The sequence below is a fragment of the Bradyrhizobium sp. NAS80.1 genome (assembly GCF_001908205.1).
Classification (GTDB): Bacteria; Pseudomonadota; Alphaproteobacteria; order Rhizobiales; family Xanthobacteraceae; genus Bradyrhizobium.
In genome coordinates this window covers 24,546-40,573 of the sequence record NZ_LGHL01000128.1, presented here as the reverse complement: position 1 = coordinate 40,573, position 16,028 = coordinate 24,546, and the positions used below count along the sequence as shown (strand labels likewise).

At 64.0% G+C, this 16,028-nt stretch carries 17 protein-coding genes; 8 read left to right on the top strand and 9 right to left on the bottom strand.

Translation table 11 applies throughout. The features are described 5' to 3' along the window. Positions 1 to 39: 39 nt before the first annotated feature. The 8 genes from AC629_RS27440 to AC629_RS47110 all read right to left on the bottom strand — a co-directional run bounded on the left by AC629_RS27440 (position 40) and on the right by AC629_RS47110 (position 5,768). Entirely contained in the window at positions 40 to 768 is a 729-nt protein-coding gene (locus AC629_RS27440) for an ABC transporter ATP-binding protein (RefSeq protein ID WP_084808023.1), read from the bottom strand. Continuing rightward, on the bottom strand, positions 761 to 1,528 hold the full coding sequence (locus tag AC629_RS27435; RefSeq protein WP_084808106.1) for an ABC transporter ATP-binding protein: 768 nt from the start codon (positions 1,526 to 1,528) through the stop codon (positions 761 to 763). The genes AC629_RS27440 and AC629_RS27435 overlap by 8 nt, the downstream gene beginning before the upstream one ends. Then, positions 1,521 to 2,465 carry a branched-chain amino acid ABC transporter permease gene (locus tag AC629_RS27430; protein WP_084808022.1) on the bottom strand — a complete coding sequence of 315 codons (945 nt, stop codon included), beginning with the start codon at positions 2,463 to 2,465 and terminating at the stop codon, positions 1,521 to 1,523. The genes AC629_RS27435 and AC629_RS27430 overlap by 8 nt, the downstream gene beginning before the upstream one ends. After that, entirely contained in the window at positions 2,462 to 3,379 is a 918-nt protein-coding gene (locus AC629_RS27425; RefSeq protein ID WP_084808021.1) for a branched-chain amino acid ABC transporter permease, read from the bottom strand. Before AC629_RS27425 ends, AC629_RS27430 begins: the two co-directional genes overlap by 4 nt. 304 nt (positions 3,380 to 3,683) lie before the next feature. After that, entirely contained in the window at positions 3,684 to 3,902 is a 219-nt protein-coding gene (locus AC629_RS27420; protein ID WP_084808020.1) for a hypothetical protein, read from the bottom strand. 1 nt (position 3,903) lies between these two features. After that, entirely contained in the window at positions 3,904 to 4,560 is a 657-nt protein-coding gene (locus AC629_RS27415; RefSeq protein WP_084808019.1) for an acyl-homoserine-lactone synthase, read from the bottom strand. 85 nt (positions 4,561 to 4,645) lie between these two features. After that, entirely contained in the window at positions 4,646 to 5,374 is a 729-nt protein-coding gene (locus AC629_RS27410; RefSeq protein ID WP_084808018.1) for a LuxR family transcriptional regulator, read from the bottom strand. A 127-nt stretch (positions 5,375 to 5,501) separates the two neighbouring features. Then, positions 5,502 to 5,768: a hypothetical protein gene (locus AC629_RS47110; protein ID WP_168195594.1), complete on the bottom strand. Its 267-nt coding sequence runs from the start codon at positions 5,766 to 5,768 to the stop codon at positions 5,502 to 5,504. A 202-nt stretch (positions 5,769 to 5,970) separates the two neighbouring features. On the opposite strand from AC629_RS47110, the gene AC629_RS27405 reads away from it, so the two are divergent. The 8 genes from AC629_RS27405 to AC629_RS27370 all read left to right on the top strand — a co-directional run bounded on the left by AC629_RS27405 (position 5,971) and on the right by AC629_RS27370 (position 14,515). Beyond that, complete coding sequence (locus AC629_RS27405; protein ID WP_084808017.1) at positions 5,971 to 6,900, top strand: LysR family transcriptional regulator; 930 nt, start codon at positions 5,971 to 5,973, stop codon at positions 6,898 to 6,900. A 144-nt stretch (positions 6,901 to 7,044) separates the two neighbouring features. After that, complete coding sequence (locus tag AC629_RS27400) at positions 7,045 to 7,923, top strand: shikimate dehydrogenase (protein WP_084808016.1); 879 nt, start codon at positions 7,045 to 7,047, stop codon at positions 7,921 to 7,923. 56 nt (positions 7,924 to 7,979) lie between these two features. Further along, on the top strand, positions 7,980 to 9,110 hold the full coding sequence (locus tag AC629_RS27395; protein WP_084808015.1) for an ABC transporter substrate-binding protein: 1,131 nt from the start codon (positions 7,980 to 7,982) through the stop codon (positions 9,108 to 9,110). A 176-nt stretch (positions 9,111 to 9,286) separates the two neighbouring features. After that, complete coding sequence (locus AC629_RS27390) at positions 9,287 to 10,162, top strand: branched-chain amino acid ABC transporter permease (protein WP_084808014.1); 876 nt, start codon at positions 9,287 to 9,289, stop codon at positions 10,160 to 10,162. Then, the gene (locus AC629_RS27385) at positions 10,159 to 11,157 is read left to right on the top strand and encodes a branched-chain amino acid ABC transporter permease (protein ID WP_084808013.1); all 999 of its coding nucleotides are present in this window, start codon (positions 10,159 to 10,161) and stop codon (positions 11,155 to 11,157) included. The genes AC629_RS27390 and AC629_RS27385 overlap by 4 nt, the downstream gene beginning before the upstream one ends. Further along, on the top strand, positions 11,154 to 11,897 hold the full coding sequence (locus AC629_RS27380; RefSeq protein ID WP_084808012.1) for an ABC transporter ATP-binding protein: 744 nt from the start codon (positions 11,154 to 11,156) through the stop codon (positions 11,895 to 11,897). The genes AC629_RS27385 and AC629_RS27380 overlap by 4 nt, the downstream gene beginning before the upstream one ends. A gap of 12 nt (positions 11,898 to 11,909) precedes the next feature. Further along, positions 11,910 to 12,647, top strand: a complete 738-nt coding sequence (locus tag AC629_RS27375) for an ABC transporter ATP-binding protein (protein ID WP_084808011.1) — start codon at positions 11,910 to 11,912, stop codon at positions 12,645 to 12,647. Further along, the gene (locus AC629_RS27370; RefSeq protein WP_084808010.1) at positions 12,644 to 14,515 is read left to right on the top strand and encodes a bifunctional sugar phosphate isomerase/epimerase/4-hydroxyphenylpyruvate dioxygenase family protein; all 1,872 of its coding nucleotides are present in this window, start codon (positions 12,644 to 12,646) and stop codon (positions 14,513 to 14,515) included. The genes AC629_RS27375 and AC629_RS27370 overlap by 4 nt, the downstream gene beginning before the upstream one ends. A 311-nt stretch (positions 14,516 to 14,826) precedes the next feature. On the opposite strand, the gene AC629_RS27365 is transcribed toward AC629_RS27370, so the two are convergent. Then, positions 14,827 to 15,999, bottom strand: coding sequence for an ABC transporter substrate-binding protein (locus tag AC629_RS27365; protein ID WP_084808009.1), 1,173 nt, complete (start codon positions 15,997 to 15,999; stop codon positions 14,827 to 14,829). Positions 16,000 to 16,028 lie beyond the last annotated feature (29 nt).

Here is a 16,028-nt window from a genome sequence, read left to right as displayed (position 1 = left end):
GCTTCGCTGCGCTCGCAACGAAGCTGATCGAGCGGGACCTCAAATCCCGAGATATTTGTGCTGCAGGTCGGGCTCGGCCATGAGTTCGTCCGACGTGCCGCTCCACACCGTCTTGCCGCGCTCGATGATATAGTGGCGGTCGCAGATGCGGGCGAGGTGGTCGACGTTCTTGTCGACGACCAGGATCGACTGTCCCCGGCTCTTCAGCAGCGACAGGCAGTGCCAGATTTCTTCGCGGATCAGCGGCGCCAGCCCCTCGGTCGCTTCATCCAGGATCAGGAGTTTTGGGTTGGTCATCAGCGCACGGCCGATCGCCAGCATCTGCTGCTCGCCGCCGGAGAGCTGGTTGCCCATGTTGGACGCGCGCTCGGCGAGGCGCGGAAACATGACGTAGATGGCGGCCAGCGTCCAGGGATTGCTGCTGCCGAAGCGATCGGCCGCGGCCGCGACCAGGTTTTCGCGCACGGTGAGGTTCGGGAAGATCTGGCGTCCTTCGGGCACGAGTCCGACGCCGAGCTTCGCGATCCGGTAGGACGGAAGCTGTCGCACCTCGGCGCCAGCAAAACGGATCGCGCCGGCACGCGCCGGCGTCAGGCCCATGATCGAGCGGATGGTGGTGGTCTTGCCCATGCCGTTGCGGCCCATCAGCGAGACCATCTCGCCGGACTTGATCGACAGGGACAAGCCGAACAGCACCTGCGAGAGCCCATAGCAGGTCTCGATGCTGTCGACGTCGAGCAAAGTGTCAGCCATCACCTTTTCAGCCATGGTGCGTCACCACATGCTGATCGCCGAGATAGGCGCGCTTGACCTCTTCGTTCTGGCGGATCGCGGCGGGATCGCCCGAGGCGATGACGCGGCCATAGACCAGCACCGAGATGCGGTCGGCGAGCGCGAAGACCGCGGGCATGTCGTGCTCGACCAGCACGATCGAGACGTCTTTCCGCAGCTCCTGGAGCAGCTTCACCATGCGCTGTGACTCGGTGACGCCGAGGCCCGCCATCGGCTCGTCGAGCAGCAGCAGCTTCGGCTTGCTCGCGAGCGCCACCGCGAGCTCGAGCTCACGCCGCTCGCCATGGCTGAGCCTGCTGACCACGACGTCGGCGCGGTGCAACAGGCCGACGCGATCGAGCGCGGCACGCGCCGCATCGCGCAGGGCTTTCTCCTTGCGGGCGTTGGCGAAGAAGCGGAACGACGTGCCGGCATGGGCCTGCGCGGCCAGCGCGACATTGTCGGCGGCGGTGAAGTCGAGCAGCAGCGAGGTGATCTGGAACGAGCGGGCAAGGCCTAGCGCGCAGCGGCGATAGGCCGGCAGGTAAGTGATGTCTCGGCCGCCGAGCGAGACGCTGCCGGAATGGGGCTCCAGATGGCCGGTCAGCTGGGCGATCAGCGTGGTCTTGCCGGCGCCGTTCGGGCCGATGATGGCGTGCAGCTCACCGCTCGCGACGTCGAGCGAGACGTTGTCCGTCGCGGTAATGCCGCCGAAGCGGCGCACCAGCTTTTCGACGCGGAGCAGGGGTTCAGCCACGGCCAACCCTCCCGAGCAGACCCATGATGCCGCCGCGGCCGAACAGCACGATCAGCAGCAGCAACGGGCCCATGAACAGCGCCCAATATTCGGTGATCTGCGACAGAAACTCTTCCAGCAGCAGATAGACGACGGCGCCCATCACCGGGCCGAACAGCGTTCCCATGCCGCCGAGGATCACCATCACCATGAGGTCGCCGGAACGCGTCCAGTACATCACGGCGGGACTGACGAAATCGGTGTTGTTGGCGAGCAGCGCGCCGGCGAGGCCGCACATGGTGCCTGAGATGACGAAGCAGGCGAGCTGGTAGCGCTTGGCGGGGAAACCAATCGCCTGCATGCGCTGCTCGTTGGAGCGCAGGCCCTGCACGACGAGGCCGAAGCGTGAATTGGCGATGCGCCAGATCAGGAAGATCACGCCGAGGAGGCAGGCGAGGCAGAGATAGTAGAACTGCGTGCGGTTCGACAGGTTGATCAGCCCGGAGAAGTCGCTGCGCTTGTAGACTGTAAGGCCGTCGTCGCCGCCGTAACGCGCAAGGCCGGAGGCGACGTAATAAGCCATCTGCGCGAAGGCGAGCGTGATCATGATGAAATAGACGCCGCGGGTGCGCAAACTGAGCGCGCCGATCACGAGCGCGTAAGCCGCCGAGGCGGCCAGCGCGACCGGAAACTGGATGAAGCCGGAGCCGACGCCTTCCTGCGCGAGAATCCCGACCGCATAGCCGCCGATGCCGAGATAGGCGGCGTGGCCAAAGCTCATCATGCTGCCATAGCCCATGATGAGGTTGAGGCTTGCGGCCGCCAGCGCCAGGATGACGATGCGGGTAAACAGCGTCAGGATGAAGATGTTGCCGGAGAGCTGCGAATAGAGCGGCAGCAGCACGAGGCCGGCCAGCATCAGGGCCGTGACGGCTTTGCTCACGCCAAAACCCTTCATCGACGGCTGGCCGGAAACAGCCCCTCCGGCCGCACCACCAGCACGATCGCCATCAGGAGATAGATCAGCATCGAGGACAGCGCGGGCGCGGCGGTGGAGGCGGCAGCCGAGCTCAGCACCTGCCGCAACAGGTTGGGCAGGAAGGCGCGGCCGAGCGTATCGATCATGCCGACGAAGATCGCGGCGAGGAACGCGCCGCGGATCGAGCCGATGCCGCCGATCACGATGATGACGAAGGCGAGGATCAGGATGTTCTCGCCCATGCCGATCTGCACGGTGAGGATCGGCGCCTGCATCAGCCCGGCGAGCCCCGCGAGCGCAGCGCCGAGGCCGAACACCAGCGTGTAGAGCAGCTTGATGTTGATGCCGAGCGCACCGATCATCTCGCGGTTGGAGGCGCCGGCTCGGATCAGCATGCCGACGCGGGTGCGCATCACGCCGAGATAAAGCAGCAGCGCCACCAGCAGCGCGACGACGATGATGGCGAGGCGATAGGCGGGATAGTGAATGCCGGGCAGGATCGGCACCGGCACCGTGAGCCAGGCTGGCAGCGGCAGCGCAAGACCGGCAGGGCCCCAGATCAGCCGCACGGCTTCATTGAAGAACAGGATCAGGCCGAAGGTCGCGAGCACGTGGTCGAGATGGTCTCGCCCATAGAGATGCCGCAGCGCACTCATCTCGAGCACGATGCCGAGCACGAGCGTAGCGCCGAGCGCCAGCAGAGCGCCGAGCAGGAAACTGCCGGTCCAGGCCGCGAAGGTCGCCGCAAAATAGGCGCCCATCATGTAGAGCGAGCCGTGCGCGAGGTTGACGAGATCCATGATCCCGAACACCAGCGTCAGGCCGGCGGCGAGCAGAAACAGGAGCAGGCCGAACTGCAATCCGTTCAAGAACTGTTCGACGACGAGCAGCATCAAAACTCTTTCAGGCGCACGCAGTGCCGCGCCGATGTTCGAACACGGTCGCCATCAGTGAAAGAGCTCCCCCCGCCTCTTCAAGGCAGAAAAATGGGTAATGGCAGTATCGTTCCGAGGCAAGAGCGATTTGGCGCCAGATATGCACTTTGTTGCATCCAGGCCGGTGCGGTCGAAATCCACCCTGCAAGAAGGCTGCCGCGCGGATGGGGCAAGCTGCCGCACCCAAATGATCGCCCTTCCCGGCGAGCAAGCCGAGGAGAGGGCGCGAACGTCGTGGGTATGAAAGGAGGGTGCGCCTAGTCTAGTGCGACGTCATCGACCGGGGAAGATCATCCGGTTCGGCGAGCCCGCTGCTTGCCGTCGAGGCCTCCAGCGCGGCCATCCGGAACAGATAGGCGAGCGTCGCCAGTCCGGAGTCTTCCGCCATCTGCGCCAGTTCAAGCGCCATGTCGGACATGTAGCCGAGATTATCGTCCTTGGTCTGCGCCATGATCTGGCTGTCTCGCATCATGTTCGACATTTCAGGCGATCTTTCGTTGCGCGGCGAGGCCGCAGAGGTTGGCACGGGCGACGGCGTTCAGACGTGGGCCGTCCTGGCGCACGACCGAAGTCATGCCAATGCGATTGTGCAGGGCAGCGAGCGTGTCCTGTCGAATGTCGATGGTCGCCGCCATGGTGCACGCGTTCTCCACCAGCGCCGGCAGACCAAGCGGTGTCACGACGAAGCCGGCTTCATGGAAGCGCGGCAACCACCATGTTTCCATGATCGCGCTGACCTGCGCGATGCCTTGGCCAAGGCAGAACTCCTGGACCGCCGCCATCAATTGCAGATTGAGAGCGCCGTCGCGGCGATCGCGTACGACGAAATAGCGCGACCATTCCCAGACCAGCGGATCCGCGGGGCAACCGCGAACCGTAGCCAGATGCGGGAAGACCTCGCTCATCATCGAGGGTTTGGTCGTCGGGTAGAGCCTGTGACCGCCAATGACGCGGCGCCCCTCCAGCGCGAGCAGATAGACAGCGTCTTCGTTGTCATAGGAGTCGATCTCGCGGCAATCCGGCTTGCGCAGCGCCTCCCAGCGCCGTTCCTCGACAAAGATGTCGTGACGCAGCCGGAAATGCTGCTCGAGCACGTCTTCGTAGAGGTGGCGATTGACCGCAGAAATTGCGTGAATCATGGCCTCCACCCCATTCGCGCTTAATGGGGGAAGCCTCCGCGAAAAGGGGAACGTTCGGTACTGGGAATTCCATTCAGTATGTCGCTCAGGGACTGATGATCTTGTGGCGAATCGCCAGCGCAACAGCATGCGTACGGTTGACGGCGCCGAGCTTGCGCGCTGCGGTTGCAAGATGCTCCTCGGCGGTACGCTGCGTGATGTGCAGGATCTCGCCGATTTCCCAGGCCGACTTGCCCTGCGAGGCCCAGGCGATCACCTCGCGCTCGCGCGGCGTGAGGCGTGTCGACTGATCGGGCGCCGGGTCGAGCAGACGGCGAATGTGGTCGAAGCTATACATCGCCATCAAATGCAGCGCCGGCTTGCTGCGGGGATTGAGGTCGAGATGGACACCGCCGAGCGACACCGCGGCCTCGTAACCGGTAAGCCCGTGGATCGGGACGGTGAAGCCGCGCGACATGCGAAAATCGGTGGCGCGGTTCATCACCTCGGCCGCACAGGGCTCGAGTTCGGCATCGTAGGGCGCTTCCGACCACTCGAACGGATTGACGGATTGACGGCACAGCCGCACCACCGGATCGAAGCGATCGTAGTTGTTTTCGGTGTAGAGGCTGAACCATCCCGCCGGCCAGCGCTTGGCGAGGACCATCTGTGCAAACTGCTGGTCGGGATTCGGCAATCCCGTTAGAATGATGGTTTCGAAGCCGAAGCGGCCAAAGGCTACTTCGAGCGCATCCATGGCATCCGGAACCTTGCGATAGGTCCCCAGACCTTCGATGAAGTCGAGCGCCTCCCGGCCATAATCTACGGCGGACATCGGTGCGTTTCCTGACCCTTGTCGCCGGTATAGCATGCCTTTGGGGACTGCCTCAATTCGCCGTTCCCGTAGTTTCCCGGTATTCCCCGTGCGCCGAAGATTTAATCTACTTGTGGAGGAAATTGGGTCAAGATGCACCTGACGGCGTCCAAAGCGGAGGGCCACGATGGAAGACGAGAATATCGCCCTCAATAGTGTGCTCGGCCTGGAGCTCAACCGCGTTTTTTTTCGCCGTGCGCGAAACGGCAAACAAACAGAAAATCATCGAATTCGCGCGCGACGTGCTGGAAAGTGAGCGCGCGAAGCCAGCCGACACCGCCTCGCCGGAGGGACCGGCGAGCTGAGCCACGTTGTTGCAGCAATTGCGCGTCAGCGACACGAGCCGCTTTTGCATGCCGCTTCACCATTCGCATGTGGCGGCATAGTTGAATTGATCTGATCGTGAGCCTCAACTGCCTCCAGTAAAGGATCGAAGCGGCAGAGCCGCCTGGCCTGGCGATCTGCTTCTGAGATCGATCAGGCCCGGAACATTTGCCGCTGGATGATGCGGCCGCTCCCGTGAGATGATCTCCGGAGACTGTCCGGGATATCCGCAAATGATGACGCTGCGCCAGGTGGAAGTGATCCGTGCCGTAATGGTGACGGGCACCATCGGCGGCGCGGCGAAGCTGCTCAACGTGTCAGCGCCAGGGATCAGCCGCCTGGTCAAATACACCGAGCGCTCGCTCGGCATCCGCTTCTTCCAGCGCCAGAACGGCCGCTACTTTCCGACGCCGGAAGCCGAGAACATCTTTGAGCAGATCAACGGCGTCTACAAGAAAGTCGACGATCTCTCCGAGATCATCTCCAAGATCGGCCGCGGTGGACTGTCGGAATTGCGCATCGGCTCGGTGCCGAGCATCGCGCAGGTGATGGTGCCGCGTGCGATCGAGCGCGTCCGGCGCCGCTATCCCGATCTCGGCATCGACATCAACATCCTCAAGCTCGAGGAAGCCATCGACTATCTCATGCTCGGCCGCGGCGAGTGCGTCGCGATGAGCTACCGGCTCGAGCATTCCGGCCTCGACTTCATGCCGCTCGCCTCCGGCGAGCTCTATTGCATCGTGCCACCCGGCCACGAGCTTGCCGGGCGCAAGCAGGTCTCTGCCGCCGAGATCACCCGCTATCCGCTGATCGGCATCGACCCGAACGACCCCTATGGACGGATCATGGCCGAGATATTCACGCGCAACCGGCTCGACTACAACATCACCATCCGCGCGCGCTTCGGCACCACGGTATGCGCGCTGGTGAAGGCGGGCCTCGGGATCGCCATCATCGACCAGTTCACAGTGGCGCATGGCGGCTACCCCGGGATCGAGCTGTTGAAGATCACAGAGCCGACGCGTTTCGACACCTACATCGCGGTGAAGCGCGGCGCGCCGCTGTCGCTTCATGTCGAGCATTTCATCGAATCCCTGCGCGCCGAGATGCGTGCGGTCGAGCCGTCCCGCAGTAACGGCAAGGCACCCGCGCGGAAGAAATAACATTGTGTTAGGTTTGCCGGATAAATGGGTAATTGTGTTAGGCGGGGGAAAGGCTATCGTCGCACTTGGAAGCCCCTTGGAATTGCGCGGATTTCCCCGCTAATGGCCGGGACCGAACGCTCCTAACAAGACGATAGCGAAATCATGTCGAAGCGCGGATACACCGCCAGCAAGAAGCTCCTCACCGGCCTGATCGGAGCGCCGATCGCGCATTCCGCCTCCCCCGCCATGCATGAGCGCGCCGCCGAGGCCCTCGGCCTGCGCGGCCACTACCAGCTCATCGAGGTCGCTGGCGCCGATGCGACCGGGCTCAGCATGATGCTTGAGGGCGTGCGGCGGCTCGGCTTTGCCGGCGTCAACGTCACCTACCCTTACAAAGAAGCGGTGGTCCCGCTGCTCGACGAGCTTGCGCCGGGCGCGGCTGCGATGGGCGCGGTCAACACCGTCGTCGTCAAGAACCTCCGCCTGACCGGCCACAACACCGATACGACCGGCTTTGCGCGCGCGGTGGCACCGCTGCTGACGCCGAGCGGGAACGCCGTGGCCGTGATCGGCGCCGGCGGCGTCGGCAAGGCAATCGCGTTTGCACTGGCGAGCCTTGAGGTTTCCGACATCCGCATCTTTGACAGTGAGCCGGCGCGTGCCGCGACGCTCGTCTCCCTGCTTGCCCCGCGGGGCGGCGCGAGGGTCGCCGCGAGCGTCGAAGATGCGCTCCAGGGTGCAACCGGCCTCGTTAACGGCACGCCGGTCGGCATGCTGCCGAACCGGGGCATGTCTGTTACGCCCACGCTGCTGCATGAGAAATTGTGGGTCGCAGATGCCGTCTATTCACCGCTGATCACGCCGCTGCTCGCCGCAGCGCAGGAGCGCGGCGCGCGGATCATGACCGGACGGGAGCTCGCGATCTATCAGGCCGCGGACGCCTTCGAACTGTTCACGGGCCTTGCCCCATCGACCGAAGTCATGGGAGAGGCTTTCGACGAGGTGATGGCGGCGCGAAGTCCGGCCTATCACGCAGCGTAACCGAAGCGGCCGAACACAGGCCGCGGACAACATCAACGGAAATGGGAGGATGGACCATGAAATCGACCCTGCTGGCGGGCGCCTTGCTTGCCTTCGCGACTGCCACCAGCGCCTACGCACAAGCGATCAAGCTCGCCGACGTCGCCGAGCTATCCGGCGGCGGCGCCACCGTCGGCACCAACTGGAAGAACGGCATCGACCTCGCGATCGAGGAGATCAACGCCAAGGGCGGCGTGCTCGGCCGCAAGCTTGAAGTGACCCATGCCGACTCGCAGTCGAACCCTGGCGTGGCGCGCGCGCAAGTCCAGAAGGCGCTCGACGCCGAGCCCTATGTACTGCTCGGACCCGGCTATTCCGGTTCGGTCAAGGTGACCGCGCCGCTCGCGGCAGAGGCCGGCATCACGCAGATCATGGGCGGCGAAGCCGCCGAGCTGACGCAGGCCGGGAACAAATTCCTGTTCCGCACGTCCTTCGGCCAGCAATCCTCGATGCCGAAGGTCGCCAAATACATCCACGACGACATGAAGGCGAAGTCGGTCGCCGTGGTCTGGGTCAACAATGATTTCGGCCGCGGCGGCCGCGATGTCGTCGTCAAGGAGCTCGACCGCCTCGGCTCCAAGGTCGTCGCCGACCTCTCGACCGAAGCCGGCCAGGCCGACTTCGCCGCCGACGTCGGCAAGATCAAGGCTGCCAATCCCGACGCGGTGTTTGTCTATCTCAACGAGGAAGAGAGCGCCCGCATCCTGAAGGAGCTGAAGCGCCAGGGCGTCACCGCGCCGCTGATGGGTGAGACCACGCTGATCGGTCAGAAGGTGATCGAGCTCGCGGGCGATGCCGCCAATGGCGCACGCGGCCATGTCGGCCTCACTACGGACGCCCCAGTCGACCTGATCAAGGGATTCCGTGACCGCTTCTCCAAGAAGTACAACTACGTGCCTGATCACAACGGCCTGAAGGGCTATCTCGCGGTCTACATGGTGAAGGCCACCACCGAGAAGATGGGCAAGGTCGATTCCAAGGCGTTCGCCGACACGCTGCACGGCCTCACCATCAAGGCTGCTGACGAGCCGGGCATCCTGATGGACGTCACCTTCGATCAGAACGGCGACATCGATCGCCAGAGCTTCCTGGTCGAGGTAGTCGAAGGCAAGCAGGTCGTGAAGCAGGTGCTGCCGAAGGTGAAGTGAGGGATCCTTCGCCTCTCCCCGCTTGCGGGGAGAGGCCGGAATTTGCGCAGCAAATTCCGGGTGAGGGGGAGTCTCCGCGAGTCTAACTGCTACCGTCCTCGCGGAGAGAAGCCCCTCACCCTACCCTCTCCCCGTAAGAACGGGGAGGGGGAAAGAAAGAGCCGCGAGAGGAGAAAATGTCCAATCTGTTCGATCTTCTGGTCGCGGGACTTGCCACCGGCGCGATCTACGCGCTGGTCGCGGTCGGCTTCACGCTGCTGTGGCAGACCTCGCAGACCATCAACTTCGCGCAAGGCGAGTTCGTGATGCTGCCCGCGTTCCTGATGCTCGCGGCAATGCATGTCGGCGCGCCGCTGTGGCTTGCGATCATACTCGGCATCCTGCTGTCGATGATCCTGCTCGGACTCGCCTTCAAGCTCCTCCTGGTCGATCCGATGATGCGCCATGGCGTGCTTCCGCTGGCGATCGCCACCATGGCGCTCGCGATCGGCATCAAGGAGGCCGTGAAGCAGTTCTTCAGCGCCGAGGCCTCGCCCTTCCCTTCGATCGTGCCGACCGGTGACATCTCCATCCTCGGACATGCCGTCTCGCTGCAAAGCATTGGCGTGCTTGTCGTCGCCATCCTCGCCGTGGTCGGCCTGACCACGCTGTTGAACCGCACTTCACTCGGCCACCAGATGCAGGCGGCGGCGCAGAACCCGACGGTGGCGCGCATCATCGGCGTACCGGTCGAGCGCATGATTCTCCTGACCTTCCTGATCAACGCTTTCCTGGTTGCGCTCGCCTCGCTGCTGATCACGCCGATCTACCTCGCGAAATTTTCCTCCGGCGAGGTGCTTGGCCAGGCGGCGTTCATCGCCGCGATCGTTGGCGGCTTCAACCAGGTGCGCGGCGCGATCGCGGGCGGCCTCTTGATCGGCGTGCTCGACAATCTCGCTGCGAGCTACGTCTCCACCCAATATCGCGCGGCGGTGCCGCTGATCTTCCTGATCGTCGTGATCCTGTTCCGGCCGCAAGGACTGCTCGGCCGTGCCGAGGAGCGCACGCTATGAGCGGCTTTGGCACCCCCCTGAAGATCGCGCTCGGCCTTGCCGTCATCGCGGCGCTGATCATTGTTCCCATGAACTTCAACCGCTACGGCCTGTTCATCCTGAGCCAGTGGGCGGTGATGACCATCGCCGCGATGGGCCTCAACCTTACGCTCGGCTATGCCGGCCAGGTGTCGCTGGCGCAGGGAGCCTTCGTCGGCATCGGCGCTTATGCCGCCGCGATCATGACCACCCATGGCTGGCCGCTGCCGGCCGCAATCGTGGTCGCGATCGCCCTGAGCTTCGTGGTCGGCTGGGTGCTCGGCTATCCTGCGCTGCGCGTGCAGCACCACTATCTCGCCTTCGTCACGCTCGCTTTCTCCACCCTCGCCTTTCTCGTGTTCCGCAACGAGAGCTGGCTCACCGGCGGCATCTACGGCATCTCCAATATTCCGCGCCCGCACATCTTTGGGCTGGCGACCAACAAGCCGCTGCCCTTCTACTATGTCTGCCTCGGCTCGCTCGCGATCGTCTCGCTGGCGGTTTGGTGGCTGATCCGCTCGCCCTGGGGCCGCGCCTTCATGGCGCTGCGCGAAAACCCCTTGCGCGCACAATCGCTCGGCATCGACACAAGGCGTTACACGCTGATGGCCTTCGCGATCGGCTCGGCGCTCGGCGGCGTCGCCGGGGCGCTCTATGCGCCGCTGACGCAATACATCGATCCCGTGCCGTTCAACCTGTCGCTCTCGCTCGACCTCTTGATGATGGTGATCGTCGGCGGCGCGGGCTTCTATTTCGGCCCCTTCTTAGGGGCGATGATCGCAGTGCTGCTGCCCGAATGGCTGCGTTTCACGGAGGGCTATTATCTGATGCTCTACGCGGTCGCGGTGATGCTGCTCCTGATTTGGTCGCCGACCGGCATTCTGGGAATTCTCGATCGCACCATGGCCGCGCGCCGTACCAAGGCGGCCTCCGCGCTGCGCGCCGTTGCGAAATCGCGCATGGAGACGGTGCAATGAGTGCGGTGCTGGAAGTCACCAATATCAAGAAGAACTTTGGCGGCATCAGCGCCGTCGACGGCGTCTCCTTCGACGTGCGCGAGGGCGAGATCCTCGGCCTGATCGGCCCGAACGGCTGCGGCAAGTCCACCCTGTTCAACTGCATCCTCGGCCAGCTCACCCCGAGCGATGGCGAGGTCAAGCTCGACGGCAAGGTCGTCACCGGCCTGCGTCCCGCCGAGCTCAACAAGCTCGGGGTCAGCCGCACGTTCCAGCTGCTGCAGGTGTTTCCAAAGCTCTCGGTGCGCGAGAACTTGATTCTCGCAGGCCAGGAGCATCAGGGCAGCATGGCCTCGCGCCTCGTCGGCCGCTCCGATGCCGGGCTGACGGAGACCGCCAACCAGATGATCGGCTTCTTCAAGCTGGATCATCTCGCTGCCGAGCCGGCCGGCGGTCTCTCCTACGGGCAGCAGAAGTTGCTCGACGCCGCCATGGCCTTCATGGGCGGCCCGCGCCTGGTGCTGCTCGACGAGCCCGCGGGCGGCGTCAACCCGTCGATGCTGGCGGACCTGAAGGAGCGGCTGGTCGCGATCAACCGCGAGAAGAACGCCACCTTCGTCGTGATCGAGCACAACATGGAATTCGTGATGTCGCTGTGCTCACGCGTGATGGTGATGGCGGAAGGCAAGGTGCTGGCAATGGGACGACCGGACGAGGTCCGCAAAAACCCCGCCGTGATCGAAGCTTATTTGGGACACTAGGGAGCGCGCGCCATGAGTGACCCGATCCTCTCGGTTCACAATCTCGTCGGCGGCTACGGCAAGATGACGATCTTGAACGGCACGACGTTCGCGGTGCCGCCGGCGACCATCACCACCATCATCGGCCCAAACGGCGCCGGCAAGTCCACCGTGTTCAAGGCCATCTTCGGCCTGCTCAAGCTGCGCGAAGGCAAGATCAGCTTTGCGAACCGCGACGTCACGAACTTGAGCCAGCGTGCACTGCTCAATGCCGGCATCTGCTACGTGCCACAGGGCCGCAACATCTTTCCCGAGCTGTCGGTACGCCACAATATCGAGCTCGGCGGCGTCGCCGCCGGAAAGGGCATCGACCTGCAGGGGCGGATCGAGGCTGCGCTCGACCTGTTTCCGGCGCTGCGCCGAAGGTCGGCGCAGCAGGCCTCGACGCTCTCGGGCGGCGAGCAGAAGCAGCTCGAAATCGCCCGCTCGCTGCTGCTCGAACCGAAGCTCGTCCTGATCGACGAGCCCTCGATCGGCCTGTCGCCGCTGATGGTGCAACAGACGTTCGACATCCTGAAATCCTTGCGCGACCGCGGCGTCACGATCCTGATGATCGAGCAGAACGCGCGATCGGCGCTGGAGATCTCCGATATCGGCATCGTGCTGGAGCTCGGCCAGACCCGGATGGTCGACAAGGCTGAGCGCATCCTGAACGATCCCCGGATCGGCCAGCTTTTCCTCGGCGGCGCCATGGAGGAGAGCCCGGCATGAACAAGCGTTCGATCGCAACGGTCTCCCTCTCCGGCGCGCTCGACGAAAAGCTCCGCGCCATCGCCTCAGCGGGTTTCGACGCGGTCGAGATCTTCGAGAACGACCTGTTGTCGTTCGGCGCGAGCCCGTGCGAGGTGGCGCAGCTCTGTAAGGACCTCAATCTCGCGATCTGTGCGTTCCAGCCGTTCCGCGATTTCGAGGGAATGCCGGAGCCGCAGCGTTCGCGCAACTTTGCCCGCGCCGAGCGCAAGTTCGATCTCATGCAGGAGCTCGGGACCGACCTGCTGCTGATCTGCTCCAACGTCGCCCCAAGCTCGCTCGGCGGCATCGACCGCGCCGCGAACGATTTCCACGAACTCGGCGAACGCGCCGCCAAGCGCGGTTTGCGCGTCGGCTACGAGGCGCTGGCCTGGGGCCGCCATGTCAACGACTATCGCGACGCCTGGGAGATCGTGCGGCGCGCCGATCATCCCGCAATCGGAATCATCCTCGACAGCTTTCACGCGCTGGCGCCGGGTTTTCCGACCCGCGCGATGGCCTCGATCCCCGGCGACAAGATCTTCCTGGTGCAGCTTGCCGACGCGCCGAAGCTCGAGCTCGACCTCCTGTCGTGGAGCCGGCACTTCCGCTCCTTCCCCGGCCAGGGCGATCTTCCGGTCAGCGAGTTCATGACGGCGGTCGCAGCGACCGGCTATGCTGGGCCGCTATCGCTGGAAATCTTCAACGACCAGTTCCGCGCCGGTTCGGCCACCCAGACCGCGGTCGACGGCCTGCGCTCGCTGATCCTGCTCGAGGACCAGCTCGCATCGGACTGGCCGAAGCTTGTTCGCGAGCCGCTGGCGCCGAAGGCCAAAGGTCGCGGTACGGGGTTCATCGAGTTTGCCGTCAACGAGACCAAGGCCGGCGAGCTCGCCGGTCTGTTCGCGCAGCTCGGCTTCCGCAGGACCGGCAAGCACCGCAGCAAGGCGGTGGAGCGCTGGTCGCAAGGCAAGGTCGAGCTCGTGATCAATTGCGAGACCGACGGCTTTGCGCATTCCCACTACGTGACACATGGCCCCGGCGTCTGCGCGATTGCGCTCGAGGTCGACAATGCCGGCCTCGCCATGCAGCGCGCCGAGACGCTGAAGGCGCGCACCTTCTACCAGCCGGTCGGACCGGGCGAGCTCGAGATTCCCGCGATCCACGGCGTCGGCGGCAGCCTCCTCTATTTCCTCGACCAGGCCGGCAAGAACTGGGACACGGATTTCGAACCGGTTCCGAGCGAGGCGAGTGCAGACGCGCTGCTCGCAGTCGATCACATCGCGCAGTCGATGCCCTATGACGAGATGCTGTCCTGGCTGCTGTTCTACACCGGCATCCTCGACCTGAAGCGGTTGCCGCAGATGGAGATCGCCGATCCCAGAGGCCTGGTGCAAAGCCAGGCCATCGTCAATCCCGACCAGAGCCTGCGCTTCGTGCTCAACGGTTCTTCCGCCAACCGCACCCTGCCGGCGCGCTTCATCTCGGAGTTCTTCGGCTCAGGCGTGCAGCACGTCGCATTTGCGTGCCAGGACATCTTTGCGACGGTCGCCGCGATGCGCAAGCGCGGGGCGGATTTCCTGGATATTCCCGATAATTACTACGACGATATCGAAGCCAAATACGACCTCGCGCCCGAGCTGATGGCGCAGCTTCGCGCCAACCACATCCTCTACGACCGCGAAGGCGACGGCGAGTTCTTCCAGGTCTACACTCACATCTTCGATGAGCGCTTCTTCTTCGAGATCGTCGAGCGAAGGAACTATCAGGGGTTTGGTGCGGCTAATGCCGGAATCAGGCTCGCAGCGCAGGCCCGAGAAGTGCGCCTCGCGAGCATGCCGCGGGTGTAGGTCTCTTACCCTCTCCCCTTGCGAGCTCTTCGCCTCTCCCCGCTTGCGGGGAGAGGCCGACGCGCGTAGCGCGGCGGGTGAGGGGGAGTCTCCGCGAGTCAAGTGACCGCTCGGACAGCGCTCTCTCAACACGTCATTGCGAGCGCAGCGAAGCAATCCAGAATCCCTCCGTGGAAAAACTCTGGATTGCTTCGCTGCGCTCGCAATGACTGTGTCGGAAGCATCGAGGAATTCAACTCTCTCCGTCTCTGCGGAGACTCCCCCTCACCCCGACCCTCTCCCCGCAAGCGGGGAGAGGGAGAGGCAAAGCCTCACTTCATCGGGCACTTGTCGTGGAAACGATCCTGGTCGTTCTCGACGATGGTGGCGACCGTCTTCAGCGCGAGCTGGCCTTCGGCGTCTTTCACCACGTCCTGCAGATAGAAGCTCTGCACCGGGATGTGGTTGTTGCCGAACTTGAAGGCGCCGCGCAGCGATTTGATGTTGGCCTTCTCCATCTCGGCCTTCATCGCGTCCTTCTTGCTGGTGTCGCCTTTCACCGCGACCACAGCACTGTTGATGAGCTGCGCCGCGTCATAGGCTTGCGCGCCGTAATAGGTCGGACGCAGGCCCGTGTACTTCTTGCGGTAGTCGGCGACGAAGCGCTTGTTTTGCTCGTTGGGCAGGTCGTGCACCCATTCCTGCGCGCCGGGAACGCCAAGCGCATTCTCCTTCTGCAGCGGCAGCGAGAGCTCGTCGACAGTGAAGGCGGTGTAGAGCGGCATCGTGCTCTTCAGGCCGGCCTGTGCATATTGATTGAGGAACTGCACGCCGGCCGCACCGGGATAGAACACGAAGATCGACTCCGCGCCGGAGGCGCGCGCCTTGGAGAGCTCGGCGGAGAAGTCGAGCTGGCTCGGCCACACCGTGTATTCCTCGCCCTTGATCTCGCCCTTGAAGGTGCTCTTCACGCCCGCGAGCATGTCCTTGCCGGCGGCGTAGTTCGGCCCGATCAGGAAGACGCTCTTGACGCCCTTCTGGTTCATGTAGAGGCCCATGGCGGCCGGCGTCTGGTCGTTCTGCCAGGAGGTCGAGAACACGTAGGGCGAACACAGCTCGCCAGCGACCTGCGACGGGCCGGCATTGGCCGAGATCATGAAAGTCTTCGAGTCGACCGCGGTCTTGAGTGAGGCCAGGAACACGTTCGACCAGATGTAGCCGACGATGAAGTCGACCTTGTCGGATTGCACGAGCTTCTCGGTCTTCTGCTTGCCGACGTCGGGCTTCTGGCCATCGTCCTCGTAGATCACCTCGACCGGCTTGCCATCCATCTTGCGCCCCATATGGTCGAGCGCGAGCTCGAAGGAGTTACGCATGTCGTTGCCGATCACGGCGGTCGGGCCGCTGAAGGTCGAAACGAAACCGATCTTGATGGTGTCGCCGGCGAATGCCGGGCTCGCCAGCGCGAGCGCAGCCGCGCCCGCCAGCCAGAATGCCGTCCTCATAACCACTCCCCTCCTAAGTATTGCTCCCG